This is a genomic window from Blautia sp. MSK18_10 (assembly GCF_020553185.1).
In the GTDB taxonomy this organism is placed as follows: Bacteria; Bacillota; Clostridia; order Lachnospirales; family Lachnospiraceae; genus Blautia_A; species Blautia_A wexlerae.
The window spans coordinates 60,346-86,217 of sequence record NZ_JAJCGT010000007.1; the positions used below are offsets into that span (position 1 = coordinate 60,346).

At 40.1% G+C, this 25,872-nt stretch carries 22 protein-coding genes and 1 pseudogene; 4 read left to right on the forward strand and 19 right to left on the reverse strand.

All coding sequences use genetic code 11. From position 1 onward, the window contains the following. Positions 1 to 2 precede the first annotated feature (2 nt). The 4 genes and pseudogenes from LI074_RS05165 to LI074_RS05180 all read right to left on the reverse strand — a co-directional run. The gene (locus LI074_RS05165; RefSeq protein WP_118408651.1) at positions 3 to 815 is read right to left on the reverse strand and encodes an EAL domain-containing protein; all 813 of its coding nucleotides are present in this window, start codon (positions 813 to 815) and stop codon (positions 3 to 5) included. Positions 816 to 840: 25 nt separating this feature from the next. Beyond that, entirely contained in the window at positions 841 to 1,968 is a 1,128-nt protein-coding gene (locus LI074_RS05170) for a YibE/F family protein (protein WP_118408653.1), read from the reverse strand. Continuing rightward, entirely contained in the window at positions 1,968 to 4,505 is a 2,538-nt protein-coding gene (locus tag LI074_RS05175; RefSeq protein ID WP_226852672.1) for a metallophosphoesterase, read from the reverse strand. The genes LI074_RS05170 and LI074_RS05175 overlap by 1 nt, the downstream gene beginning before the upstream one ends. 205 nt (positions 4,506 to 4,710) lie before the next feature. After that, positions 4,711 to 5,277 (reverse strand): annotated as a pseudogene (locus LI074_RS05180) (4Fe-4S binding protein); the annotation flags it as partial. Between the two features lie 220 nt (positions 5,278 to 5,497). On the opposite strand from LI074_RS05180, the gene LI074_RS05185 reads away from it, so the two are divergent. Then, complete coding sequence (locus tag LI074_RS05185) at positions 5,498 to 6,082, forward strand: cytidylate kinase-like family protein (protein WP_022381336.1); 585 nt, start codon at positions 5,498 to 5,500, stop codon at positions 6,080 to 6,082. 160 nt (positions 6,083 to 6,242) lie between these two features. Here the strand turns inward: LI074_RS05185 and LI074_RS05190 are convergent, their stop codons facing one another. Genes LI074_RS05190 through LI074_RS05200 form a run of 3 tightly spaced genes read right to left on the reverse strand, consistent with a single transcriptional unit; the run spans position 6,243 to position 8,158 of the window. Next, positions 6,243 to 6,719, reverse strand: coding sequence for a GNAT family N-acetyltransferase (locus LI074_RS05190; RefSeq protein WP_022381335.1), 477 nt, complete (start codon positions 6,717 to 6,719; stop codon positions 6,243 to 6,245). Positions 6,720 to 6,762: 43 nt separating this feature from the next. Further along, entirely contained in the window at positions 6,763 to 7,893 is a 1,131-nt protein-coding gene (locus tag LI074_RS05195) for a type II toxin-antitoxin system HipA family toxin (RefSeq protein WP_022381334.1), read from the reverse strand. Next, a complete protein-coding gene (locus tag LI074_RS05200; protein WP_008706728.1) occupies positions 7,880 to 8,158 on the reverse strand; it encodes a helix-turn-helix domain-containing protein in 279 nt (92 codons plus the stop codon). The genes LI074_RS05195 and LI074_RS05200 overlap by 14 nt, the downstream gene beginning before the upstream one ends. Before the next feature lie 361 nt (positions 8,159 to 8,519). Between LI074_RS05200 and LI074_RS05205 the strand changes: the two genes are divergently transcribed. Next, the gene (locus LI074_RS05205; RefSeq protein ID WP_022381333.1) at positions 8,520 to 9,098 is read left to right on the forward strand and encodes a TetR/AcrR family transcriptional regulator; all 579 of its coding nucleotides are present in this window, start codon (positions 8,520 to 8,522) and stop codon (positions 9,096 to 9,098) included. 9 nt (positions 9,099 to 9,107) lie between these two features. Here the strand turns inward: LI074_RS05205 and LI074_RS05210 are convergent, their stop codons facing one another. From LI074_RS05210 to LI074_RS05250, 9 genes are all read right to left on the reverse strand, one after another. After that, positions 9,108 to 10,652 carry an AMP-binding protein gene (locus LI074_RS05210; protein WP_022381332.1) on the reverse strand — a complete coding sequence of 515 codons (1,545 nt, stop codon included), beginning with the start codon at positions 10,650 to 10,652 and terminating at the stop codon, positions 9,108 to 9,110. Between the two features lie 103 nt (positions 10,653 to 10,755). Then, positions 10,756 to 10,986, reverse strand: a complete 231-nt coding sequence (locus LI074_RS05215; protein WP_008706731.1) for an acyl carrier protein — start codon at positions 10,984 to 10,986, stop codon at positions 10,756 to 10,758. Between the two features lie 26 nt (positions 10,987 to 11,012). Beyond that, the gene (locus LI074_RS05220; RefSeq protein WP_008706732.1) at positions 11,013 to 12,401 is read right to left on the reverse strand and encodes a condensation domain-containing protein; all 1,389 of its coding nucleotides are present in this window, start codon (positions 12,399 to 12,401) and stop codon (positions 11,013 to 11,015) included. A 301-nt stretch (positions 12,402 to 12,702) separates the two neighbouring features. Then, on the reverse strand, positions 12,703 to 13,689 hold the full coding sequence (locus LI074_RS05225) for an alpha/beta hydrolase (RefSeq protein ID WP_025577507.1): 987 nt from the start codon (positions 13,687 to 13,689) through the stop codon (positions 12,703 to 12,705). A gap of 125 nt (positions 13,690 to 13,814) precedes the next feature. Further along, positions 13,815 to 17,195: a bifunctional diguanylate cyclase/phosphodiesterase gene (locus tag LI074_RS05230; protein WP_173697821.1), complete on the reverse strand. Its 3,381-nt coding sequence runs from the start codon at positions 17,193 to 17,195 to the stop codon at positions 13,815 to 13,817. Between the two features lie 262 nt (positions 17,196 to 17,457). Next, positions 17,458 to 17,652 (reverse strand): hypothetical protein, encoded by a 195-nt coding sequence (locus LI074_RS05235; RefSeq protein WP_062807981.1) that lies wholly within the window; start codon positions 17,650 to 17,652, stop codon positions 17,458 to 17,460. 78 nt (positions 17,653 to 17,730) lie between these two features. Further along, positions 17,731 to 18,588 carry an EamA family transporter gene (locus tag LI074_RS05240; RefSeq protein ID WP_173697822.1) on the reverse strand — a complete coding sequence of 286 codons (858 nt, stop codon included), beginning with the start codon at positions 18,586 to 18,588 and terminating at the stop codon, positions 17,731 to 17,733. Position 18,589: 1 nt separating this feature from the next. Continuing rightward, the gene (locus LI074_RS05245; protein WP_022381326.1) at positions 18,590 to 19,216 is read right to left on the reverse strand and encodes a hypothetical protein; all 627 of its coding nucleotides are present in this window, start codon (positions 19,214 to 19,216) and stop codon (positions 18,590 to 18,592) included. A gap of 435 nt (positions 19,217 to 19,651) precedes the next feature. Next, positions 19,652 to 20,929: an L-cysteine desulfidase family protein gene (locus LI074_RS05250; protein WP_025577516.1), complete on the reverse strand. Its 1,278-nt coding sequence runs from the start codon at positions 20,927 to 20,929 to the stop codon at positions 19,652 to 19,654. 439 nt (positions 20,930 to 21,368) lie between these two features. Here LI074_RS05250 and LI074_RS05255 point away from each other — a divergent pair, with 439 nt between their 5' ends. Together LI074_RS05255 and LI074_RS05260 are read left to right on the forward strand one after the other, a co-directional pair. After that, positions 21,369 to 22,301, forward strand: a complete 933-nt coding sequence (locus LI074_RS05255; RefSeq protein WP_173697823.1) for an AEC family transporter — start codon at positions 21,369 to 21,371, stop codon at positions 22,299 to 22,301. Positions 22,302 to 22,339: 38 nt separating this feature from the next. Next, positions 22,340 to 22,882 carry a TIGR00730 family Rossman fold protein gene (locus LI074_RS05260; protein WP_022380073.1) on the forward strand — a complete coding sequence of 181 codons (543 nt, stop codon included), beginning with the start codon at positions 22,340 to 22,342 and terminating at the stop codon, positions 22,880 to 22,882. Positions 22,883 to 23,207: 325 nt separating this feature from the next. Here LI074_RS05260 and LI074_RS05265 read toward each other — a convergent pair whose 3' ends face one another. The 3 genes from LI074_RS05265 to cbiM are packed head-to-tail and all read right to left on the reverse strand — an operon-like array spanning position 23,208 to position 25,744. Then, a complete protein-coding gene (locus LI074_RS05265; protein WP_173697824.1) occupies positions 23,208 to 23,879 on the reverse strand; it encodes an energy-coupling factor ABC transporter ATP-binding protein in 672 nt (223 codons plus the stop codon). 32 nt (positions 23,880 to 23,911) lie between these two features. Then, the gene (locus LI074_RS05270; RefSeq protein WP_055059845.1) at positions 23,912 to 24,736 is read right to left on the reverse strand and encodes an energy-coupling factor transporter transmembrane component T family protein; all 825 of its coding nucleotides are present in this window, start codon (positions 24,734 to 24,736) and stop codon (positions 23,912 to 23,914) included. Between the two features lie 3 nt (positions 24,737 to 24,739). Beyond that, positions 24,740 to 25,744: a cobalt transporter CbiM gene (cbiM, locus tag LI074_RS05275; RefSeq protein WP_025577526.1), complete on the reverse strand. Its 1,005-nt coding sequence runs from the start codon at positions 25,742 to 25,744 to the stop codon at positions 24,740 to 24,742. Positions 25,745 to 25,872: the final 128 nt, after the last annotated feature.

The window sequence follows — 25,872 nt, forward strand, 5'->3', positions numbered from 1 at the left end:
GCTTATTTGCCTGATATATCCAAAAATAAAATATTCTTTCTCCCATTTAATCGCTCTAATATTTCTTCCGATTCAGCACTGATATTTCCAAATGCGCGCTCTGGTTTTCCGAGGAAAAATCCCTGGCCGTAATGTACTCCCAAGCTGTGCAGACATTCCAGCTCCTGTGCTGTTTCTATCCCTTCTGCGATCAGAATCGCCCCTGTTGCATTACAGTAATCCAGCAGGAGTTTCATCATGATTTCTTTTTTCTTATACTTGTAGATATCCCTTACTAATTCTATATCCGCCTTCAGATAATCAGGCGTGGTATTTACCACACGGTTTAGTCCTGAATGTCCAGCTCCCACATCATCCAATGCTATCTCATATCCCTGATCTGCATAATGTTTCATGATCTGCTGCAATATCTGGTAGTTTTCTATGTCTGATCTCTCTGTTATTTCGAATACAATATCAGAAGCAGGAACCCCTGCCTTCATAGCCTTACGATTTGTAAATCCCTGTATAAACGCTTTATCCTGAATAATATTGCCATCAACATTAAGAAATAATTTTACTTTCTCCGGTTTTTCAACTGCAGCCTTTAAGGCTTTGTTTCTGCATAGTTTCTCTAATTTCCATACGCATCCCAACTGTTCAGCGATCACAAACAAATCTGAAATCATAAGTGTCGTACTGCTCCTGTCTATACGGCTGAGTGCCTCATAGCCGGACACCCTGCCGGTCTGTAAATTGACGATTGGCTGAAACACCGGATATATGGCTTTTCTCTCTAATATCTTATAGAATTCATCTGCTTTGTTTACTTTCATCGTTTTATGATCCCTCCTGCGAGAATCACTTTTTCAATACTTTTCCTGAAATAAAGAAGGCTCCTGCCAGTGAGGTAAAGGGAACTGTAAGGATTACTCCCATACTTGCGGAAATCCCCTGCATCAGTTCGATTCCAATAGAATACATATTGATGATCTGATGATAGGAATAATTATAAGCAAAAATAAATACCAGTGTGTTGAGAGAGCCACCTGCAAAAGCAAGGATCAGCGTATTTGACATAGTTCCCATCATATCTTTTCCAACATTCATGCCGCTTTTAAACAAGTCCCACATTCCAAGATCCGGGCGTCTGCTGTATATTTCCTGTAAAGTAGAGGCAATAGACATTCCTACATCCATTACTGCTCCCAGTGATGCGATCAGGATCCCTGCAAACAGAAGTTCATTTATTTTTATAGCTGTTTTCTCTTCCAGGTAAATCAACTCTTCAATATCACTTACATTATAACCTGTGATCTGAGTTACTTTTCCAAATATTCCTGCAAATATAACAGCCATTACAACACCGGTTACAGTTCCTGAAATTGCAGTTAATGATTTAACAGAAATTCCGGAAATCAGATAAATTGTTACTACAGTGGTTATAACGGCAACAACTACCGCTGAAAAGATTGGCGAAACACCTCTGTATATCATCGGAAGAAACAGAAACAGCACACATACAATGGTAAAGCCCAGCCCCATTACAGATGCCGCACCTTTTTTTCCACCGATCAGGATAATTGCCAGAAGAAACACTGCAATCATAAAATATAAGGAAAATTCACGGTCAGCACTATATACAGATGCAATGACTTCACCCTGTGATTCACTGACCAGTGCAATGACTTTCATACCCTTTTTACAGGTTGCACCAAACAGATAGCTGGAAGAACTGATTGCTTCCACTTTTTCGTTCTTAAATTTGCCGGAACAGAGTCGCAGCCTGACTGTCTGATTACCTACTCTGTTTCCGTTTTCTGTAAGGTTATCTGAAATAACCTCTGTTACTACTGCTTTCTCAAAGGTTCTGCCCTCTGTAGAAAGAAGTTCTGTTTTTTCGATCTTATTATATTGCATCAGAAAAATGAGGAAAAGGATGCCTGTGATCACCAGGCACCCTCTCCGAAGGAAATTTTTGTTTAACATTATTTTGCTTTCACCTTAATTGTTTTGCTTGCTGCACCATACACGTTCTTGTCTGAAACTTTGGTAAATGCTTTTACTCTTACATAGTAAGTTTTTCCTTTGGACAGATTTTTAAGAGTATATGTAGTTTTTGCTGTACGGTAAGTAGTTACCTTTTTGAATGAAGAATCTGTGGAAACCTGAATTGCATAGCCGGAAACTTTTCCACCTGCTTTTCCGATCGTAACAGTGGCTGTTCCGGATTTTCCGGCTTTCACAGTTTTTAACACTGCTTTCTTTGGCACAATCTTAAATGTTACTGTCTGTGTTCCTGTATACTTTCCGATTCCATTGATGGTTGCTTTTGCCAGACCTGTATTTTTGTTATCTGTATAGGTAACTGTGTAGTCTTTTCCTGCCTTTAAGGTCTTTCCATTCAGAGTTACTTTAAGAGCCGGCTGGATCTGTTTTCCTGTATAAATCTGATTCTTCACTTTCCCTACAGATGCAGATTTAATATCTTCTGTCACACCTTTTTTAATCGTAAAGGTTTCATCAATTTTCTGGTCATTATCTGTACGATAAGTATTGATTGTAAATGTATTATCTGTTACATCAATAACAGAATAAGTCGGAACGTCTTCCTGCCATCTGTTTGCAATATAGCTCTGCATTCTTGGTACAAGATCATAATACTTGCTTCCTGATGAAGAGTTTGCTGTCATATAGAGAATACCATCCGGATTTACAACTGTCTCACCCTTTTCTGTATCCTCTACCGCATCCTTATCCATGACTGCATTCAGATAATTCAGATAAGCCACATCAGCCGGTTCCTTGGAATCTGCGGAAATATTTGCCGGTGCTTCATATCTTGTAGCCGGATTTTCTCCCGCATCCATATCCTTATCCAGTTCTGCATCAAACTCATCATCCGTATATTCTACAGTTTTATGTCCGCCCTCAAGAATATGGGTACGGGAATATGCATGATCGTGTCCTGTAAGAACAACATCTACATCATTTGCTTCAAAATAGGGTACCAGTGTATATCTGAGGTTTGTAATCTCCGGTTCATTGGAATGCTCTGCAGAACCATAAATATCCTGATGTAAAGTTACGACTCTCCAGGTACAGTTTGGATTTGCAGCAATCGCCTGTTCCATAAACTGTTTATGTTCAGCAGCATTGGTATCCTGTGTATTGAGCATCATAAACAGAGTGTTTCCATATGTGAAATAATAATCTCCACCAACAACTCCGTTAGAACCCAGGTCGCTGCTGTTTGGTGTATTAAAATGATATGTGTAGTTTGCATTATCTGCGTCATGGTTTCCAACAGTTGTTGCAACAGGAAGGGATTTCAGCACATCTGGGCTTAAATATCCGGTATACTCAATCTCGCTGGTCATTTCACTTTTTCCCGGAGATTTCTTCTTTGTTGTCTGAATCTGGTCACCTGCTGATACCACGAAGCTTGCATTTCCGCCTGTTTTATCCATAGCTTCATTTAATGTGGTGTTCCAGTTAAAGGAATCATTTCTGACCGCATCGGACTGTGCCTGATAAAATTCTGCTGTATCAGAGCCTTTCAGTTCATTGGAAGATCCGATCTGCGGATCACCTACGAAAATAAAGCTGTAATTATTTGTTGATTTTGTAGCATATTCTGCAGGTTCTGTGTAGGTTCCATCCTCTTTTTCATAGCTGTAATAGTACACAGTATTTGCACTCAGACCTGTGGCAATTACTTTATTGGAAACATATGCCTCATTTGTCTTTGTATTTGTAGTTGCATCTGTCTGCTCTGCAACATACACTTTTGCATTTTTCATATTTCTGCCTTCACCGATGATCAGTTTCGGCGCAGCTGTATCAGCCTGTGCTCCAAGGATATCCGCTACCATTGCAGCAATTGCACGACTTTCATCACTTTCTGTATCAAAATCAGGAAGGTTCTCATCTGAGTTTGCTTCTGCTGCGAATTCCTCTGCGTCATTCTCAGAAGTACTAAATGCTGCTACGTTTTCTCCTTCTTCCGCATTAAATGCTGCTATGCTTTCTTCTGATGCTATATCCTCTTCAGCTATTGCAGTTTTCTCTGCTATATTTACTTCTGTTGCTGCATTTGATTCTGTCTCTTCAGCCTGTGCTGCTTCCACTGTTTCACCTGCTGAAGTATGGGCTTCTGTTCCTGCAAAGACAGATTCACTGCTGTCACTGAAAGCATCACCTGACTGAGCGGAGAACTCCTGTGCAGCCTGTTCTTCTTTCTTTTCTGCTGTGTCAGAGTTGTCTTTTTTAGAATACCATGCGAAATTTAACTGGCTAAAGTCAGAGCCCGGAGTAAGTGAAACCTGAGTCCAGTCATTCTTAACAGCTTCCCACTCTGCTTTCCAGGATTCCCAGTTCCGGGAAATTCCCATTCCGCCTGCAAGAGAAGCAGCATCTGTTTTTCCGTCCGGTGCTGCACTTGCAAATACCGGAGTAACCGCTCCTGCTGTCAGTGAAACTGATAAAATACCTGCCATAAAACTTTTTCGCCATAAGTTGTTCATTTTTTCATAATCCTCCTGAGAAATGAATGTTTCATCACACGATCACAGATCGGGTGTTCATTACATTGGAGAGTATAGAAACATTGAGAAAAAAGTTCAATAGACTTTACTGAGGTTTAACTATATTTAACATAGGTCTTACACTACTGTTCGCTCCGTTCTCAGTAACAGCTGACACCAAAGTACATCCTGCAGGAAATTCGGCTCAAAGTGCTTTCCTCGGACAGGTTCTGACACATTCCATGCACAAAATACATTCTGTTCCGTTTTTCCGTTTTCTGGAGTTATCGGTTATATCAACATTCATCGGACAAACTTTTTTACATTTTCCACATGAAATACACTTCTCTTTGTCACACTTAACTCTGACTACAGAGAAATAACTCATAGGTTTCAGAAAGATCATGACAGGACAAATATACTTACAGAACGCTCTGTTATCTTTGAATAGGAATGCCAGAATAATCCCCACAATATAATACAGAATATTCCCCACGATAAAAGCTATAAACATGATTTTCTCCATATTCTCTACGTGATTCAGAAAAAGTAGCACCACGAAAGAGAACGAAAATGCAAATGTAATATACCGGATGAAACCTATCTTTTTTCTTGCAGCCTGAGGCTTTTTATATGGTAAAAAGTCCAACACCATAGCTGTCCAACAGGCATATCCGCACCATCCTCTTCCAAACAAAAGTGGTCCGAATATTTTTGCAACAACATAATGGATCGTAGCTGCTTCAAATACTCCGCTGCAAAGCAGCTCCCACAATTCTCATCATATCTCAATATAAAGTATTTGTCTAATGTTTCTATTAAGTAAATATTTGTCAGACCAATTTGCCATAAGTACCAGAATATCAGGATTTGTGAAGGCAATTTATAGTAGATTTTGGCATATACATTTCGATTTTTTTTGAGTATAATAATTCCGAAAAAGTACTTTGACAGTAAATAAATGCGACATCATTGCACAGGAGGCATGGGATATGATTATTACAATAGCAAGACAGTGCGGAAGCGGCGGACATGAAATAGGAAAAGAACTGGCTTCCAGACTTGGACTGGAACTCTATGACAGAAAGAAACTGGAAGAAGAGGCCAAAAAACTTGGAAAGCTTGACGAAAACAAAGAATTTTTCCAGGAAAAGGCAGTAAACAGCCTGCTCTACAGCATTGCTGTAAGCTACGGAGAAAGCAATCCGATGGAAAAATCTTTTGAACTTATACGTGAACTTACGCAGCAAAAATCTGCCGTAATCATCGGACGCTGTTCAGGAGCGATCTATGCAAATGATCCTGAGGCAACTACTGTTTTTCTTCACGCAGATAAAGACTGCCGTATCAAACGTGTAATGGAACGGGACGGTATTAATGAGAAAAAAGCTGCAAAGCTGATAAAGGAAGTGGATGAGAAAAGAGCATCTTTCCACAAATTCTGCACAGGCAAAGAATGGGAAGACGCCAACCAGTATCAACTGTCTATTGATACAGGCAAACTTGATATTTCCGATGCAGCAGACATGATCATAAATTATATCAATGCTAAAAATATCGGACAAAAGCACCTGTAATTTCCAAATAACACTGTAAAAATCAGGCACAAGTTTCCGAAATATAACTTGTGCCTGATTTGCATTTTCTTTTAATATTTACTGTTTGACTGATCAGATTCATCCATCGGATATCTCTGTAATTTCGCAGATAGACTTCTCAAATATGCTATACAACGCATCAATGTTCCAGGATATATTCCATCTGCCTTTCTTTTGTTTTCATACCCATTTTTTTATAGAACTTTTCGGCTGAAGTATTTCCTGCCCATACATTCAGTGTCACTTCATAACAGCCCATTCGCTTTGCTTCATTTTTTACATATTCAAACAAACTCTCGCCGATATGCTGTCCTCGTGCCTGCTGATCAACACATAGATCATCTATAAAAAGAGACTTAAACGGTACCATATTAGTTGAAAAAGGCTGTTCCTGTAATTGGCAAAATGCATATCCTACACAAACATCTTCCTCGTTCACTGCTACATATATGGGTTTTTCTTCTTTTCCTAATAGCTCTGTCAATTCGCTTACAGTATATTTTGTGGTACCGGGAATAAAAATATCAGGTCTTATATCTGCATGGATCTGCAATACCTGTCCCAACAGTTCAATTATTCTTAGAATGTCTTTTTCTTCTGCTTTTCTAATAGTCATTTTTTGTCCTCCAAGTAACAAATTATTCCACATGTCGATTTCTTTAAAGATATCTTCCCAGCATATTTTTCACACACTTTTCTACCATATCCATACTTTCTATACATACCTCTTTTTTCATTCCTGCCGCAATTCCCACAGTCAGGAGTTCTTTTCTGCCTGGATTACGTCCATTTCCGTCAACTGTTGTAGTATGCTCTCCATAGTATGTGTTACTGTAAGTAAGATCATATGCCGGACTCAGGCTCCATCTGTCTTTTTCATCATTATATAAATAGGTGAAATTCTTTGAATGATCATCTCTGTTATGTGCAAAAACATTAAAACACATCCTGCGAAACATCTCTCTCATATCTTTCTTATTATCTCTGGTTAATATTTTTGTCAGTTTCATCAGACTGTGATAATCCAGGCTTGGCTGCTCAAAATTCAACTCCAGCAACGCAGCAGCTGTCAGCATATGAATTCTCTTTGTTCCATTTTTATCTGATATCCTATCAAACCGCTTAATCCCAAAATACCCCTCACAGTTCTCAGATGGAAACAGTCTGGTTTCACTCATTATAATACCACATTTTTTTGCGCAGCATGAATAATCATATTCCATCTTCCCTGCATTTTCTCCATCCACATGTGCAGGAAATTTAATAATCCATTCCTCTCCATTCACTGTAGTCATAATTTTGGGTCTGGCTCCACCACTTGTACCACCGAGACGATATAATTCATCCAATCTATCGGAGTATTCCGTATTTAGTATTTTCCGGCACTGCTCCGCAAGTTCATCCAAATCCACATCTCCATATTGTTCATCTATTTTTTTCTCTGGATAATAGGTAAGTGCTCCCATACCTGACTTTCCAACAATTGCCAGCCGATCCAGCACTGTTAATTTGTCTGGATTCTGCTTATGTGCACGTAGCAGACGATCCAACAACAATCTCCCCCAATTATCCGGCAAACTATCTGCAAATACTCCAAATAATCCGTCAAAATAATCTTTTGTCGGTACAAAAACCTGCTTTTTAAGGGGAAGTGAAAACGGACTGATCGGAAAACCATTTTCAATCCATTCTTCACTATATTGAAACGCAGCTTTATGGTCAGCTGTCATAGCCAGTGTTCCTACAAGTTTTTCATCATAAAATACCTGTAATGCATTACCTTCCCTCATTTATGACCTCCTGAATATCTTTATATGGAACATGCGTAAAAATATTTCTAAGCTCATCTGCAATATCCAAAGCCATGGCAATCTTTGTCAGTGATATCAATGATATCTGTCCGGTAGTTTCGAATCTCTTAATTGAACCATAGCTTACTCCGCTCATGGAAGATAATTTTTCCTGAGAAATAGAGCGTCGTTTTCTGATATTACGCACCCTTTGTGCAAGCTTCTGATCCAGTTCCTCTGCTGTTTCCCATACAAACTGCTCCATTTTCCCTCCTTGCTTTTTATTGTTTTATGGATATTATTTTATCCAAAATTCCGCCATTTCATTAAAATTAGACAATATTTTATCCAATATCATTCTATCATTTACTCTTTCATAAATCAAGCCTTTACCTATTCTTTATATATTATTGAAAATTTGTTGTTACTGTTCACACACCACTATCCCGAGACATACAAGCCAAAATTCCATTGCCGCAGGCAATCTGGAATGAATTTTGGCTACGTTACTGTGAACGGAGTGAACAGTAACGTAAATTTCTCAAAAAAAAGAAAAAGCACCTGCTGTATCGTCAGATTTGTGATATACTTTATGTATTACTTACAGACTCCCGGGGGAAACAACTATGCAAAATGTAATTCCCGATGAAAGATATTCTGTGGCTGACGAGGCCATTTTAGGTGCTTTTTTCAAATTGTTAAAAGAAAAGAAACCTGACAGGATTACTGTATCCGACATCACTAAAACAGCTGGTATTGCCAGAAGTACCTTTTATAATCACTATCAGGACATCCCTTCACTGATCTCTGCAGTTGAGGATAAAACTATTCATGATGTTTTTTCCATGATGGAAAATTTCCAGCCAAAAAATGACCGGGATATCTGCAGTTCCTATTTTCTGACTCTGTGCCGGTACACCATGGAAAATCCTTTTCTGTCCGGTCTTTTGAGCACGCCTCATGGCAATGATCTGTTTGAAAAAATGCTGACTATGCTCCATCATTATGTTACAGAAACTACATCTAATTCCAGGCCTGACAGGCATACAAAGGAAGAAGTTTCCTATGTGATCACCTGCGCCATCGGCAGTACCATCGGCGTTCTCCACAAATGGAGCCGGGATAATTTTAATCTGGCACCGGAAGTGATCGCTGATATTCTGTCTGAGGTTTTTTTATCCGGTATGCTTCCACTTTTATCTTAAGCCTCTGTCTTATTCCAGAGGCTCATCAATCAGGACATCCTGTCTCCTGATCTTTTTTGTTGTGTTGCGGATAAACGGATTTTTGCGGACAACCAATCCTGTAATGCGGCGATAGGTGGGCTGATTTCTGTTATATTCATCCAGAAATGCCTGAAGCTGTGCCTGAATTGCCTCTGCATCCAATGCTTTCGCTTCCACAACAGCCTGCTCCGGATAGATGCGGGCGGTCAATCCATTGTCCTCACCTGTGACGATCACTTCTCCTATCAGCGGATTCAGAGCCAGCTTATTCTCAATCTCCTCCGGAGATACATTTTCACCGTTGGACAGGATGATCAGGTTCTTCACACGTCCATTGATAAACAGATAACCGTCTTCATCCATATATCCCTTGTCACCGGTATGCAGCCAGCCATCCTTTAAAGTCTCTGCTGTCTCATCAGGCATCTGATAATATCCCTTCATAACACTGCTTCCCTTTACCAGAATCTCACCGTTTTCGAATCTGATTTCTGCATTTTCAAGTGGTTTTCCAATAGAACCCTTTTTATGATTTTCCGGTGTATTGTTGCTGATAACAGGGGAACATTCTGACATTCCATAGCCTTCCAGTACTTCGACGCCATATTCTGCAAAACGGTCAATATAATATGGATCCAGATGTGCACCGCCTGTAAAGATAATACGCAATTTTCCACCGAATACCTTTTCTGCCAGAACTGCCTTCGGAATTGACGGATCAGCGGCAGCCAGTCTCTTATAAATAGTTTCGATCATCATTGGAACCATAAGCATAATCTCCGGTTTGAAAATACTCATATTCCTTACCATATGGAGCAGGGAATCATTGATACAAAGAGTTGCACCCAGTGAAAATCCCTTCAGCCAGTCCATAACCAGACAGAATGCGTGATGGATCGGAAGCACACTGAGCACGGCAGTTCCCGGTTCTGCCGTAATCTTTACTGCCTCAACATTGGAAGCCAGATTATTCTGTGTCAGCATAACACCCTTGCTCTTTCCTGTTGTTCCGGAAGTGAAAATGATGGTCGCAATATCCTCTGCATCCGGGCAGACAGAATCTGATGATGCACTCTTTCCTGCATTTCGAAGTTCACCAATACCATATACCTTTGCCGGTGCATCTTCTACCTCTTCCTGAAGCATCCACACCTTCTGAAGTTTCGGGCAGTTTTCAAGAAATGCATCCAGATATGGTTTAAGCTTCGGACTTAAGAAAAGAGCTACGGAATCGGAACGGTTAAGCAGATCGATCAGATCCTCACAGGGAAGTGCGGCATCCAGCGGTACTGCAGTGGTACATCCGGTGATGATTCCCAGATAACTTTCCATCCACTCTACAGAACTGGTTCCGATCAGTGCAATGTGTTTGCCCTCAAAGCCTTCTGCAAGAAGACCTTTTCTGGTGGAAACTACATTTTCCATCAGTTCGCCATAGCTTCTTTCCATAATTTCCTTTTTCTTGAGCCATTTTACTGCTTTTACTTCATCAAATTTACGTACACTTTCTTCTAATATATTTCTGATCAGCATATCTGTCCCCCATTATTTTCTGAACTGTTCAAGTTATGGATATCCTGTCAGGTACAAAATATCCTTGACCCTGACATCTTTATAAGTTTTGCTTCGAAAAAAATTACTGAAGTTCTTCCAGCAGATTTAAGGCTTCGCCAAGAGTTGTGATCTTCAGCACTTCGCTCTCGTCAAGTTCAAGATCAAAGGTATCCTCAAGCTCACCTAAAAAGGACATAAAATCCAGAGAACTGAAACCCAGATCCTCGCGGAATCTCATTTCATTATTCATTTCTTCCGGTGCTACCTTGCTATACTGTGCTACAATATTTTTAAATTCCATTTCCTGATTCATTGCATTTCCTCCTGATATTGATTTAGTTAAACCAGTTCCATAATTTCGCCGATGCTCATATCCGGCTCTGCGATTCCCTTGAAAAGAATACGCATCATATAATAATAGAGCAGTTCCATATCATGTTCCTCCAGATGAGCAGTCTGGTAATGATAGGAGAAGTTCATACCTCCATCTTCTGTATGGGATACAGTCAGATACATCTTCTTGGTAGCTGCACCGTTTGCAAACCATTTTGCATGCTGACGGATAGTTCCAAGCATTTCATTCTCTACCTTCACAGTCATTGGCTGGTAAGTCAGATAACAGCTCTCATATCCTGTATGCTCCGGTGTATTGTATCTCTTTCTCATCTCATCCATAATAAATGCCGGATCGTAATTGCTGTGCATGTAGATACGATTCTGCATATTCTGAATCTCATAAGCAGCAGAAAGGAAATCTGTCTCCGGTGCGATCACTGTTCTGCATGGGAACATGATAGTTCTGCTTCCTCCTGAAGTCCATTCATCATGAGTAGAACGTCTGGATATAAAATTCTGGATAGTGATATCTTCCTGTCCGTTATTTACCTTTGACAGATAGGTACGGATGCCAAGCAGAAGAAGGTTTGTCATAGACAGCTGATGGTTCATACAGAAATCGATCAGATTTTTAGTTGGTCCCGGCTCCAGATAATAATCCTTAACTGCCACAAACAGATCCTTCATCTCAATGTCAGAAGAACGAAGTTTTGGATTTCCATGACGTTTTCTTGCTTCCTCCAGTACGGACGGGCCCTGAATATCAGAGTACAGAGGTTCGCCCAGTGCATCCAGCTGATCATCCCAGAATTTCTTATCTTTTGCAAAACGTTTCTCGTTGCCTGCTTTTGCAAGGTCTTTTTTCAGTACTGTCTCAAAGTCTGCCAGTTCCTGCGGATAGGCTGTTCCATATTTATAATAGGTATATAACTGAAACAGATCACCGATCATTACTACCAGACCACAGGAATCGATCAGTCTGTGATCCATATGTACAAAGAAACCATTATATCCTTCCGGCAGCTTCAGCATAGTAAACTCGCACATGGGAATGTCATCACCGTCAAAGGTTTCGTATGCCCACTGCTGCATCAGCTCGTCTGCTTTTGCAAGGCTTCCCATTCCTGACAGATCCTTGAATCCGATATCTCTTGGATCCTGTTTTACAAGGTATTGCTGTACATTTCCGTCTTTATCAGGCTTCGTAAAACGGATTCTGGTGCATCCGGAACGTTCTGTCTCCATCTGAATACATTTTTTTAATAATCCAAAATCCAGTTCAGCCTGTACAGACGCCACAACACTGACACCGGATACCTGCTGTGTACCGTAATCCATGATCCAGTTATGGTGCATTTTCTGTGCTGCTGTTAAAGGATAGTAGTTTGTCATACTTTATTTAACCTCCATCACCCGTTTTTTCTCTTTTCCCGGGTACAAAAACATTACATACTTGTTCAGTAGCCCACAATTATTTTAAAAATAATGTACTGGCAGCTACAACATTACTTTTTTAATTACGTGACAAAAAATAGCACAGATTTTTCCCAAATACCAGTACCCTCCGCACTTAATGAACACTTTACATAAAATTGACCGAGACTTATCATGCATTTAACAAAACGCATCTGATAAGTCCCGGTCAGAGATTGTTGTCATTCGTAATCGCCTTTGGCGGTCGAAAACAGTCACATTATTTTTCAGAATTACTGCCATCATATTTCTCAAAAAACTCCATCACTGTACGCTGATACAGTTCCGGATCTGCATAGGCACTGCACAGATGCCTTGCTCCCTGTACAATGACCAGTTCCTTTGGTGCTTTGCACAGCATATAGTTCTGGAATGAATTGTTCGGGTACACATAAGTATCCTTCTCTCCATGAAAGAAAAGGACAGGTCTTGTATTCCTTTTCATAGCTTCTGTGGTATCTGCATCTTTCATACGAAATCCTGCCACAAAATGGCACAGACAGTTCATTTCCTTCAAAAGCAAAGGAATATAATGCAAATGAAACCAGTTGTCAGCCATATCCCGCATCTGTCTTTCCATAGACTGAAAACCACAGTCTGCGATCAGCCCTTTCACCTCTGACGGAAGCCTGTATCCGGATGCCATCAGTACAGCGGCTGCTCCCATAGACTGTCCATACAGATAGATTGGAAGCTTCTCCTCATTTCTCTCGGACACATAAATTGCCCAACGCTGCACATCCCATTTTTCCTTTGCTCCAAAGGTAATATATTTTCCTTCACTTTCTCCACAACATCGCTGTTCCATAAACAGAAGATTACATTGATGCTCATGGAGATATTTTGCCATAAATGACAGGGAACCAAATCTGCTGCCCCTGTAACCATGGCTTAAGATAACAAACCGCTTTGCATGCTCTGCCGGCAGATAGAATCCGTGGAGTTTTAATCCATCCACGCTTTGGATATAACAGTCCTGCATCTTCTGAGCCTCACACCATGCCCTGCTCTCCTCATATTCCTTTGCGTATCCGTTTCTGGGATGATTATCCCGTATATGGGATAATTCAAACCATTTCTTTCTTTCCTTTTTCCTTCCCCCTCTTTTGCAGCAGACCACCATGTTAAAAAAACGCCAGCCAATCTCCATAATCCCTGAAAAAAAAAGCAATCCTGCTGCTGACAACCTGAAAAATTTTTTCTTCATCTGATTTTCTCCTCTTCTTACCTGTCAGAATGTGTTTGAAATAACTACACCACTTGCTTGTCTGCGAGTCCTGTTGTACAAATGAAAAAGCCTCAGTGTAGCCCGAAATATTCACGCCAGCTTTCTCATAATCTGCTTTCTGTAAATTTTCTCATAAATTCTTCATACTCACAAGGCTTCCCCCAGAAATATCCCTGTGTGAATTCCGGGTACAGTTTTCGGATCATGGCCCATTCCTGCTCATTTTCCACGCCTTCAATGCAAATCCTCATATCCAGATTATGGATCATGGTGCAGAACTGATTCAGCAGATAATATTCCTGTTCATCTGCAACTGCTTTCACAGTGAAAGAGCGGTCAATCTTAATGATGTCCGGTTTCAGCTCACTGAGATAATGGAAGTTCGAATATCCGGTTCCAAAGTCATCCAATGCAAGACTGATTCCCATCCGCCTCAGTTCTGTGAGAAAATGCTTCTCATTGATATTTTGTTCCAGAAGGTCACTCTCTGTCAATTCCACAATCAATGCTTCCAGCGGCAGTCCTGCTCTTTTCATTTCTGCACTGATATCCTGGATCACATCAGACTTGGATGCCTGAACCTGGGAAATATTAATACTCACTCTAAAATCTGGAAGTACTTTCCGAATCTCGCTGCATTTTCCCATAGCTTCTCTCATCATCCAGCGGCCAGCCGGAATAATAAGACCGGTTTCTTCCAGAATCGGAATAAACTCTGCCGGTGAAATCATCCCGAGTTTTTCAGAAGTAAAACGCATTAAAGCTTCTGCTCCATAAAGCACTTTTTTATCTTCAGCAAATACAGGCTGATAAAAAGCCGTAAAACCCTGGCAGCCATTGAGCACAGCTTCCCGCAGTTCCTGAGTAATCTCCCTCTTCCGAAGAAATTTTCTGTAGGTTTCCACGTCAAATATATAACAGCGGTTTCTTCCCAGCGTCTTTGCCTCATTCAAAGCAAAATCCGTCAGCTTCAGGGCTTCTGAATACTGATTTCCCTCTAATGCCGCAAATGACACAATTCCTCCTGAAACCGTATACATGACCTTAAACTCGTTAGATTCAATAAATCTGTCTGTTGCAGCTCTCACTTTATCATAAAGTTTATCTGCATCCCTCACCTGGTCAGAAGAAACATCCAGAATCAGAAATTCATCTGCCACAAGCTTGTACACTTTCTGTCCTTCTGACAGGCATCCGGAAATACAATCAGCCGTTTTCCTAAGCACAAAGTCACCGTACTCCTGTCCGAAGTTATCATTTATTTCCTTAAAATGATCAATTCCAATACGAAGCAGATATCCTGTTTCCAGAGGAGTGTCCTGTTGGTCCATATACTCCCGGAATCCTGTCTCTCCTAATAACCCGCTTACATTATCTGCCTTCTGTCTTTCTCCAATCTCATTGATACAACCAATCATATAAAGAGGTTTCATATTATCATCCCGCACCAGATATCCTTTGCAATGAATCCAGACCGGCACTTTTTTCAGATCCAGCCATCGATATTCCATGCTATGTGTACAGCGGTCTGTTTTAAGAAGATTATCAAATTCCTCCTTCATTTTTTCATAATCAGGTTCATATACAAATTCTTTATGGTTTGAAATCACATTATGAAAACTATTTTTCGGAATACAGAAACGGTCAAGAGCCTGGTTTGCTATGTAATAAAAATCTGTTCGGAAATCAACCACATACGGGTAATTATCTGTGGTCGGACTCAGAAGATCGATCACGCTGCAAAGCTCATCCAAGGGCATGCTCTGATATTTCTTCTCCTGCAGGATCACTTCATCTGTAATTTCCTCTGTGGAATGCTTTTCCATACGGGAAAGCAAGTGACCCGGATCAGTTGACCGCGCAATCTTCTTCCTGCGCTTCTGACGGTACAACATGGTATCGCTTCGCCTTACAATATCTTTAAAATCAAAATCTATATCAGGCTGATAATAAGCGTATCCTGCTGATATACTAAGCGGATAATCCAGCTTGTGTGTTTTCGCTGTTTTTTTCAGAAGCAGCTCCAGGGTCTTCAGCCGTTCCGGAATCATATCTTTCTCGTCACTGTGATATACATACGCAAACTCATCACCACCGATTCTGAAACAGTTCTTCACATTCTGAAATGCCTGACTGATACACTGATAACACAGCTTCAGCGCCTCATCTCCCTTTTCATGTCCAAAATTATCATTTATCACTTTCAGATCATCCAGATCAAAAACCACCACACCTGTGGTACTCAGTTTAATTTCACCTTCATCCAGATATTTCACCATATCCTCGTAAGCATTTCGGTTCATGGCCTCTGTGAGCATATCCATATTGGCTATTTTCTGCAGATAAATCACCTTTTGCTTCTGGATATATTGATCGTAATATTGAGAAACCTGTATCCAGATCAGCATAATAATAAACAGCATAGTTCCCATGGAAAGCAAAATGGATATCTGTTCAAATCTTCTTAAATAATAAAAAATCATTTCCGCCATTCCAAATCCCATGACCACGCACATAGGATACCGGAATTTTTGGGCTACATCATTTTCTTTTTTTCCGGCTTCGTAAAGAATGATCACAACTGTGTAAACCACATTTGCAACCATAATAACATGAATTACAGAAAGTAACCGGGACATATCAATAATTCCTGTACACTGAAGCAAAACATCGACTGCCATATTTGTAAGATAGAGGATGGAAAAAATCAATGCACCTTTGTGGTACCTGCTTTTGCAGATATCATATAACAGGAAATTAAATGGCACCGGAAAAAGAAAGAGTGAAAAATACTCCACAAAATATAAGGTTCTTCCATCCGGGATCAAAAACTGCAGAAAACCACATTGTACCAGTGTCCATACTGCGACCAGCAATGAAAAAAATCCAAGATTTAAAAAAATCTCAATTTTCGCTTCTGTCTTGTCGCTTCTTTTTCTTCGCGCTGCGCCACAATAGAGAAGTATGCAGATAACAGCGGCAAACAGGATTCCACAGCTGATCACCAGAATTCCAAGACTGTCCGTTAAGATTTTCAGAATACAATCGCCTCGTGTTCCGTATACAAGGCTGACTTCATTTCCATAATAGCCCTCATATACCGGAATAATTCTGACCTCCAGGTTTTTACCTGAACTGTCTCCGGGAATATCCACAATATGCCAGCAGCTTCCAGGTGTCTTCATAAAACCCGGAGCATCCGCTTCATTTCCATATTCATATATTTTTTCTCCATCCAGCCAAACTTCTGCAATGGTGTGGGTGGTTTTAAATAAGATAGATTTGGGAACATCGAAGTCTTCGGGCAGGGCAATATTCTCTGATTTGATTTCTCCCTCTTTCAGTTCTTTTGTTTCGCACCGGATCGTATTATCCCAGAACAATTTTTCTCTGTCCGTACTCTGTCTGAAAATCCAACCTGAAAAACAAATGGCGAATATCCCAAATGCAAACAGAGTAATCCATAGTTTTTTTTCTATTTTCATAGTCTCTCCCTTATCCAATATATCTGTATTCTGCGATATATCCAACAGTCAAACGGATAATATCAGATATTTTATATATTTCGTACTTTCCATTGTATCACAGATTTCTGAATAATTGTTAGTGCTTTTTGACACTTTCTTTATTTTTAAAAACACAAAATTTTACGGCATTTTGAGTAAGAAATCAAAAAGCAGAAATGTCTTTCACGAATAAAATCGCTTCAGACATTTCTGCTCTATCTGCTGCCCTGTCTGATATACTTCAGACACAGGATAAATATACAATTTGGGGATAACGGTCTGCGTATTCTTTTTCCAGGCCGCATCTTTCCAGAAGTTCTTCCACTTTTCTCCGGGTTTCGGTGCAGCTTATCCCCATATTTCTCAGACTTTCTCCAATTCCGTCTCCGAGCGTACAGCGCGGATCAAAGGATTCCATTGGCATCTGAAATACCATCTGAATATCCCTCTGCTACCTGAAAAAGCCAGTTTCCGCAATTATACTTTTCCAGATAGTTTTTCTTTTTTATAATAGTTATATCAGCAAAGCTAACGTTCCAACAACAATAAGAAGCAGTCCTGTCCCTGATTTCAATGACAGTTTTTCATGGAATACACTATATGAGAATGCAATGGTCACAAGGATACTCAGTTTATCAATTGGAACTATCACACTGGCCAGACCTGTCTGAAGTGCTCTGTAATAACATAGCCAGGAACCGCCTGTTGCAAATCCGGAAAGAATAATGAACAGCCAGCTTTTTCTGTCAATGTTATTAACCGTATTCTGCTTTCCGGTCACAAATACTACAATCCACGCCATCACCAATACAACAGCAGTCCTGATCGCAGTTCCAAGATTTGAATTAACATCCTGAATTCCAATCTTTCCCAAAATAGAGGTAAGACTGGCAAAAACAGCGGAACCGACTGCATAAAGCAGCCACTTCTTATCTTCTGCCTTCTCCTTTGTTTCCTTTTTCTGTATCATCAGATAAGTACCAATACCGATAAGTATCATTGAAACAAATTTCAGCCACGTTATTTCTTCTCTCAAAAAAATGAACGCCAGCAGCATCGTTATCACTGTACTCGATTTATCAATTGGTGTTACTTTATTGATATCTCCAATCTGCAGTGCTTTGAAATAGCATAGCCAGGATATCCCCGTTGACAGTCCTGACAAAATCAGAAAGATCAGGACTTTTGCTGAAATATCTCTGATTCCGCTTTGTGCCCCGACCACAAATACCATAAGCCATGAAAAGACTAACACTACACCGGTTCTTAATGCTGTCGCGACATTAGAATCTGTGTTTCTGATTCCGCATTTTGCCAATATGGCTGTCAAGCCTGCAAACAGAGCAGAACCAAATGCAAATAATATCCACATATTATTTCCCCTCCATTACCCAGGCAAATGCTTTCGCAATTCTTATATCCGGTTCTCTAAAATGATTGCCCTGATTCCATTCCAGGTTACAATTGATCCCATGCTCTATGAGCCACCCATATCCCATCCGGATACAGTTTCCAACCTGTGACATCACCGAATTTCTCGTTTTTTCTTCTCTGTCACCAAGACTTAGATAAACTGTCTCACTTTTAATTTCATGTTCCTTCATATACTCAATAAATCCCGGAAACCAGACAGACGGCGAAGCAGCTGCAATGCCGGAAAATACATCTGTCTGATATGCTGCCCATAACGAGAACAGCCCCGCAAGAGAATATCCCCCGATATAATATGTCCTGCTTTTGTCTGTGCATAATGTCAGAATCTGCTCCAGTGTCCTGACAGCACCATCACCAAAGTCTTCATTTCCGAACACTGCCGGTGCTTTCCATGGAGACAACTCATAATTCCAGTCATCAACTTTTGCAGCAATGAGTCTGAAATCTGTTGAAGTCCGTTTTCGGATTTCTTCAACCTCATTCTTAAGAACAGATAATTCATGATCACCAGTCAACTGAATCAAAACAGTATCCGCATCTGGATTTCCATACTCATATATAGTCATATCTATCTGCTTACCTCGTAAAAATTTTTTACTTTCTCAAGTTCCTTGACTTAAATTTTATTTTCAGCAAATTCAGTCAAACAAAAAATCTCTTTATATTGACTCTATTCTTCACTTTCTTTATTCCAAGTCATTCATAATTTCATTTTAAGATGACCGTAATTCTGCTTTTCTTGTTTTAAGTCATTCATATTCTCTTCTATACATGACTGTAATTGTACTTTTTTCGTTTCAGGTCATTTTCATCGGTTTCTTAAGATGACCGTAATTATACTTTTTTCGTTTCAGGTCATTTATATTCCTATTTTCAGATGAACATAATAGATGAATTGAAATTTATAGTCATTATTTTTTCTTGTCTTATCACAAAACCAGTGCAATTATGTCTTTTTTTCAGCAGGAGAATATACCGTTCTTTTTTACTTTGTCATAAAATCAAACACGCTCTAACATAATCCGCAGAATTTCTTTGTCTGTTTCTTTCATTCCTTCTTTGCCGATCTGTCCTACACAGCTGATGGTTTCGCCGGCTTCTTCCTTGAGGATTCCGGTATATGGCGCATAGGACTGACCGTTCATAGCAAGGTGATGTGCCAGGAATGCAGCATCAAGGCTGGCGGCGATTTTCGCTGCACAGGATATTTTCGCTCCATCACAGATGATTCCCGGAATATTGGCAAGAGTATTCTCTATGGTCTTCTTGATCACTGAAAGTTCGCCACCTCCCATGTAGGTAATCCCCGCACCGGCTGCACAGGATGCGGATACCGCACCGCAAAATGCGGAAAGTTTACCGATATACTGTTTCTGGTATACAGTTAAGAGATTAGAAAATACCAGTGCGCGGTAAAGTACATAGTCCGGAAGTTCCATTTCTCTGGCATACACGATCAGTGGTACGGAACAGGCAATCCCCTGGTTTCCACTGCCTGAGTTGATGACTACCGGCATATCGCATCCGCCCATTCTGGCTTCGGAAGCTGCGGCTGTGAGGCTGCGCATTTTGGTAAGCATATCATTGGAATAGGTTTCGCGTATTATCCGGCCGATTCCAAGACCGTATTTACCAGTCATTCCTTCATGAGCGATTGCCATATTGCTGCGGATCTGATTTTCTATAATTTCTTTGACATCATCAATTTCTACAGTATCTGCAAATGTTTTAATGTCTTCCAGATTGAGCAGAGTTCTGTCTGCTGCAGCCGGAGTTTCACCGGATTTATGATCTGAATCCAGCAGGACTTCCTGGTTCTTTACGATCTTTGTTACATTTATATGATCGTATTTGATCTCCAGACTTACTGTGTCATCCCCTGCCTGCATTTCTATGATAAAGTGCAGGACTACCGGGGAGTCCAGAAGTTCTACTTTGCATATCTTTTTATCCAAAAGTTCACGACATCTCTTTCTTTCAAATTCATTTACATTCGAAAGAACTTCCATGTTCAGGGATGCGTTTCCGGCTACTGCACCGAGAACTACACCTGCTTCAATTCCCGTCAATCCGCCGGAGTTTGGAATGATAACACAACGGACATTTTTTATAATGTTTCCACTGCATTTTGCAGTGATATGTTCCGGTTCTTTTCCCAAAACTTCTCGTGCTCTGGCTGCTCCATATGCCAGCGCGATCGGTTCTGTACACCCCATTGCAGGAACCATTTCTTCCTTCAGGATTCCTATATAACTCTCATATATCCTTTCATCTAACATTGTGCTGATGTCTCCTGTTCATTTTAATTAATACATATGATGTTATCCACGAATTGCTCCGCTGCAAAGCAGCTCCCGCAATCTTCTGCATATTTAAGTATGACATAATACTATCAGAATGTCCAGAAAGAATCAGCTAAGATCTGCTTCGTAATCCTTTAATTCTCCGGATGCCGTTATTGATAAACAATAAACCTGACGTATACTATGAATGCTATTCTGTAAGATTTCCGCTGAAAAACTGTCTGATAATATAATCTGAAACACTTTCTCAAATCTGTGGTTTGCTTCCTGTAAAATATTGTCAGCAACTGTTTCTGTTCGCACATTACTATTGAACCGCAACCGGGAAAGTTCTATAATGAGTTCCGACATCAGAAATCGGGTAAATACAATATTCCCGATGACGGACATTTTTAAGAATACGAGGTGGATATTTATGAATATCAGCATACTGCTCATGGAACAGATCATTCAATTGTTTCTTATGATCTTCATGGGATATTTGATCGTGAAAGTTGGGCTTGTAAAAGATGAAGACAGCAAGGTTTTATCCAAAATCATTCTCTATCTGATCATTCCCTGTGTAATCATCAATGCTTTTCAGGTAGATTACACGATGGATACTGTAAAGGGATTGCTGCTTGCTCTGGCTGCATCTGTCATGATTCAGGTTCTTCTCCTGATCATTATCTCCATAGCCGGAAAGCTTTTGCATCTGAATGAAGTGGAAATTGCTTCTGTTTATTATTCTAATTCAGGAAATTTGATCGTACCCATTGTGACCTTTATTCTTGGACAGGACTGGGTTTTATATGGATGTGTTTTTATGAGTGTGCAGCTTATCTTTCTGTGGACACACTGCAAAAAGATTATCAGCCGGGAATCTTCCTACGACTGGAAAAAGATTGTGTTAAATATTAACATGATTTCTATTTTTATCGGTGTTGTACTTTTTTTCGCAAAAATCCATTTGCCGGAGATCATCAATAATACTCTTGGCTCAGTGGGCAGCATGATAGGACCGGCCAGTATGATCGTAACCGGTATGCTGTTTGCAGGAATGAATCTGAAACAGATTTTTGCTGACAAAAGAGTATATTTTGTATCATTTCTTCGTCTGATTGCAGTGCCTTTGCTTGCACTTGTAATGATTAAGATCAGCCATCTGGCTATGTTCTCTGCAGACGGAAATAAAATCATGCTTATTGTCTTTCTGGCGATCATCACACCGTCTGCTTCCACAATAACCCAGATGTGCCAGGTATACGGAAATGATTCACGCTATGCCAGTGCCATCAATGTCATGACCACACTGTTCTCAATTATTACAATGCCGCTGATGGTAATGTTATTTGAGGCAGTTATATAAAACAATTACCTGTACATGAAAAAAGAAAGGAAATTACAATGAATATTACTGTTTATCTTGGAGCTTTGGAGGGGAATGATCCGGCACTTGGAAATGCTGTCCGGGAACTTGGTACATGGATTGGAGAAAGCGGAAATTCTCTGGTATATGGAGGTTCAAAGTCCGGTCTTATGGGACAGATAGCAGAAAGTGTGCTGAATGCCGGAGGAAAAGTAACAGGCGTGGAACCACAGTTTTTTATAGATTCTGAACTGCAGTATGATGAGATCACAGAACTGATCGTCACAAAAGATATGGCTGAAAGAAAAGCAAAAATGATTGAACTAGGTGATGCATTTATTGCATTTCCGGGAGGCACCGGTACTCTGGAGGAAATCGCAGAAGTTATGTCCATGGTTTCCTTAAAACACCTTAATGCCCCCTGTATTCTGTATAATCTGAATGGATATTATGACAGCCTGAAACAGCTTCTTGACCATATGATCAAGATGGGGCTGTCCTCAGAAAATCGTCAGCAGGGAATTTATTTTGCTGATGATATGGAAGATATTAAAGCACTTCTGGCTACAGTAACTAAGTAAAATTCAGATCGTAAACAATTGTCAAACACCCCTGGGGGATATTTACCTATTCATATATTGCATAGTTCATACTACTTTTTTCATGGTTTGAAATCCCCCTGGGAGGCTTGTTCTTTCCCATAATTTTGTTAAAATATAATCAATGCAGAGATCATTAAATATCAGTCAGCGAGATACTTAATGATCCATGTATCCGCACAAAGATTTGTGTCAAACAACAAATAAAGGTGCACAGACCTCCGCGCAATGCGCATCTAAAAACTCATTAAAAAAAGTACTTCGTCCGCAGGAAGTACTTTTTTTAACGAAAAGATAATTATCAATATTATGATAGCATCTTCAATTCATGTTCTTCATTCATACAGGCAAATCTTGTACCAATAGTTTCAGCCAGCTGTCTGTTATGTGTGATCATAATCAACGTTTTTCCTGCATTATGAAAACTCTGCAAAAACTCCACCAGCATATCCTGTGTTTTTTCATCAAGTCCTGCAAGAGGTTCATCCAAAATCAGGACCTCAGGATTCAACGAAAGAATACATGCCAATGAAACCTTTCTTTTCTCTCCTCCACTCAGATGATAGGGTGGTCTATCTCTTAGTTTTTCCAATCCAAATAAGTGCAGGCAGTCTTCTGTTCTTTTTTTTATCTCCGCTTCCGAAAGCCCCATCTGGACCGGGCCAAATGCAATTTCCTCCTCCACACTTCCACAGAAAAGCTGGGCATCTGCATTCTGAAACACATATCCCATCTGCTGATGAAACCATTTTGCAAACTGGCTGTTTTTTAACGCTTTTTCATTAATTTCATGTCCCTGATAAAAATATTTTCCTTCCGATGGAAAAATAATTCCATTCAATAGTTTAATCAGTGTTGATTTTCCACATCCGTTAGGTCCCTGGATAACTATAGAATCTCCTCTGTTTATGTGAAGATCCACATATCTCAGTGCAATTTCTTTTTCATATGCAAAACATACATTCTCAAGTCTGATCATAACTACCCTCTTCTGTCTTTTCCTGTCAATTATCATATCTTTCTGTTCAGATACCAGAACAATACAATACATCCAGCCATAATAAAAGTGCTGAAAATATCCGCTGCACATAACGTGTATTTCTGCTTTTTCTTATACTCTCCTGTAAATCCACGACAACACATTGCTGCATGCATTTCCTCTGCCATTTCACCAGATTTCAGAAATGAGATTCCCAACACACCTGACAAAGCTTTTGCTTTCTGAGGATTCTTTCCCACTGACCTTAACCGGACAGACGTAAGAATAGCTGCACATATCTCTCCAAGCACCGAAATATATTTCAAAGTAATATCCAGCGTAAAAATAAATATGGATGGCAGCCGAAAAGTTCTCATACTTCCTGTCAGTTTATTCCAGGATGTCCCTGATGACAAAATACCAACCAGAGTTACAGATACATATACTCTTGAAGTAATATTCATTAAAGTCTGAGGAGTTCCCATAAATACAGATGGGAGAAGGATCAATATAGAAAACAGAACCGCACCTGCTGTTCCTCTCAGGATCTGACGGATAGCTTTTGCCGAAAAAAACGCCAGTCTGGCTGTCACTGCTGCACACATAATCAGAGTAAACAGATAATTTCCCGAACATGCAGTAAGAACAATATATAGAAGTGTATAAAACAGTTTCAGAGAAGGAGTGGCAGAAAATTTGCCATCCTTCCCTTCATAAAACCGCATTTTTGCAAGCACAGATAAAACTGATTTCGTACTTTTTGTTAAAAATGCTTCTTTATCTTTAGATGGAACATAAGTTTCTCCGGAACACATCCAGTCTGGAAGCATAGTTTCTTCTTTTTTATGATCATTCATCTGTTATGCAGCCTTCTTTTTAAAATCAACTTTCTCTTTCATCATTGAAGAAATAATCTTAAAAATGATCACCAGAAGTGCCACGCCTACAATAGCCGAAAGAATATATCCTGTCCACTCAGGTAACCCGGACATAGAATAATCAGGAAACAAAGTTGACAGTTCAAATCCATTGGTCATTCCTGACGGAGTGTATCCAAGCTGGCTTCCGCCACTTACCAGACCAGCGATTTCATCAGCACCCCATTCACCCCAGGCAGTACCGGTTGCCAGAAGTCCCAGAGGAGTCAGTACGATGAGAACAGCCATCAGTATATACAGTGGTTTAAATGCTGTCTTATCCGGAACAGCATCCAATGCTTTTGGTGTAACTTTTTCAACAAAGGTAAGTACCACTACTGTCAGAATAATCTCTGCCAGACCAAATAATGTAATATGTCCGATCATCATTGCAGGTATTGATACACTTAGCGGATACGGACAATAAAGAGCCTGGCCTTCTGCATTTTTGAACAGCAGTGGCTGAATACCAAATTCAACAGCTGCACAAAAGGCCGCAGCATTAATACCTATATATGAACTAATTGCCGCGCTAAGTTTGCGCATACCTGTTTTCTTCAAAAGAAGTTTATACAGGAAAAAGCCCAGATATGGCAATATAAATGCCATATTAAAACAGTTTGCCCCAAATGCAAGGATTCCGCCATCTCCAAAAAGAAGGGCCTGTATCAGCAGAGCAATAGAAACCGCTATGCACCCGGCTGCAGGACTTCCTGTCAGTATGGCAATAAGAGTTCCCCCTACTGCATGTCCTGTTGTACCGCCCGGAAGCGGAACATTAAACATCATTCCCAGGAATGAAAAGGCTGCCCCAATACCAAGAAGCGGCATCTTTGATTTCGGTATCTCTGTTTTTATTTTATGAATAGAATATCCCCACACCGGAAGCATGGCTGCTGTCATTACAGCACATGTTGACGGGCTTAAATAATTTTCAGGTATATGCATAAATATACTTCCTTTCCTGTGAAAATATTATTTTTATCTGGCGCGCACCTTACAAACAACTGTATTGTAGCACCACATTAAAGCGTCAACAACCCACCCAAGGGGATATCTATATATTCTTATCCGGC

Bases quoted from the DNA above. Each gene is read 5' to 3' on its own strand.
- LI074_RS05205 (WP_022381333.1), top strand. From the start codon at position 8,520: ATGCAAAATGTAATTCCCGATGAAAGATATTCTGTGGCTGACGAGGCC.
- LI074_RS05270 (WP_055059845.1), bottom strand. From the start codon at position 24,736: ATGAATGATCATAAAAAAGAAGAAACTATGCTTCCAGACTGGATGTGT.
- LI074_RS05185 (WP_022381336.1), top strand. From the start codon at position 5,498: ATGATTATTACAATAGCAAGACAGTGCGGAAGCGGCGGACATGAAATA.
- LI074_RS05245 (WP_022381326.1), bottom strand. From the start codon at position 19,216: ATGACTATATATGAGTATGGAAATCCAGATGCGGATACTGTTTTGATT.
- LI074_RS05250 (WP_025577516.1), bottom strand. From the start codon at position 20,929: ATGTTAGATGAAAGGATATATGAGAGTTATATAGGAATCCTGAAGGAA.
- LI074_RS05175 (WP_226852672.1), bottom strand. From the start codon at position 4,505: ATGAACAACTTATGGCGAAAAAGTTTTATGGCAGGTATTTTATCAGTT.
- LI074_RS05190 (WP_022381335.1), bottom strand. From the start codon at position 6,719: ATGACTATTAGAAAAGCAGAAGAAAAAGACATTCTAAGAATAATTGAA.
- LI074_RS05235 (WP_062807981.1), bottom strand. From the start codon at position 17,652: ATGGTATTTCAGATGCCAATGGAATCCTTTGATCCGCGCTGTACGCTC.
- LI074_RS05195 (WP_022381334.1), bottom strand. From the start codon at position 7,893: ATGAGGGAAGGTAATGCATTACAGGTATTTTATGATGAAAAACTTGTA.
- LI074_RS05260 (WP_022380073.1), top strand. From the start codon at position 22,340: ATGAATATTACTGTTTATCTTGGAGCTTTGGAGGGGAATGATCCGGCA.
- LI074_RS05220 (WP_008706732.1), bottom strand. From the start codon at position 12,401: ATGACAAACTACTATCCTTTAACAGCAGCACAGAAAATGCACCATAAC.
- LI074_RS05225 (WP_025577507.1), bottom strand. From the start codon at position 13,689: ATGAAGAAAAAATTTTTCAGGTTGTCAGCAGCAGGATTGCTTTTTTTT.
- LI074_RS05200 (WP_008706728.1), bottom strand. From the start codon at position 8,158: ATGGAGCAGTTTGTATGGGAAACAGCAGAGGAACTGGATCAGAAGCTT.
- LI074_RS05230 (WP_173697821.1), bottom strand. From the start codon at position 17,195: ATGAAAATAGAAAAAAAACTATGGATTACTCTGTTTGCATTTGGGATA.
- LI074_RS05265 (WP_173697824.1), bottom strand. From the start codon at position 23,879: ATGATCAGACTTGAGAATGTATGTTTTGCATATGAAAAAGAAATTGCA.
- LI074_RS05255 (WP_173697823.1), top strand. From the start codon at position 21,369: ATGAATATCAGCATACTGCTCATGGAACAGATCATTCAATTGTTTCTT.
- LI074_RS05165 (WP_118408651.1), bottom strand. From the start codon at position 815: ATGAAAGTAAACAAAGCAGATGAATTCTATAAGATATTAGAGAGAAAA.
- LI074_RS05240 (WP_173697822.1), bottom strand. From the start codon at position 18,588: ATGTGGATATTATTTGCATTTGGTTCTGCTCTGTTTGCAGGCTTGACA.
- LI074_RS05170 (WP_118408653.1), bottom strand. From the start codon at position 1,968: ATGTTAAACAAAAATTTCCTTCGGAGAGGGTGCCTGGTGATCACAGGC.
- cbiM (WP_025577526.1), bottom strand. From the start codon at position 25,744: ATGCATATACCTGAAAATTATTTAAGCCCGTCAACATGTGCTGTAATG.
- LI074_RS05210 (WP_022381332.1), bottom strand. From the start codon at position 10,652: ATGCTGATCAGAAATATATTAGAAGAAAGTGTACGTAAATTTGATGAA.
- LI074_RS05215 (WP_008706731.1), bottom strand. From the start codon at position 10,986: ATGAATCAGGAAATGGAATTTAAAAATATTGTAGCACAGTATAGCAAG.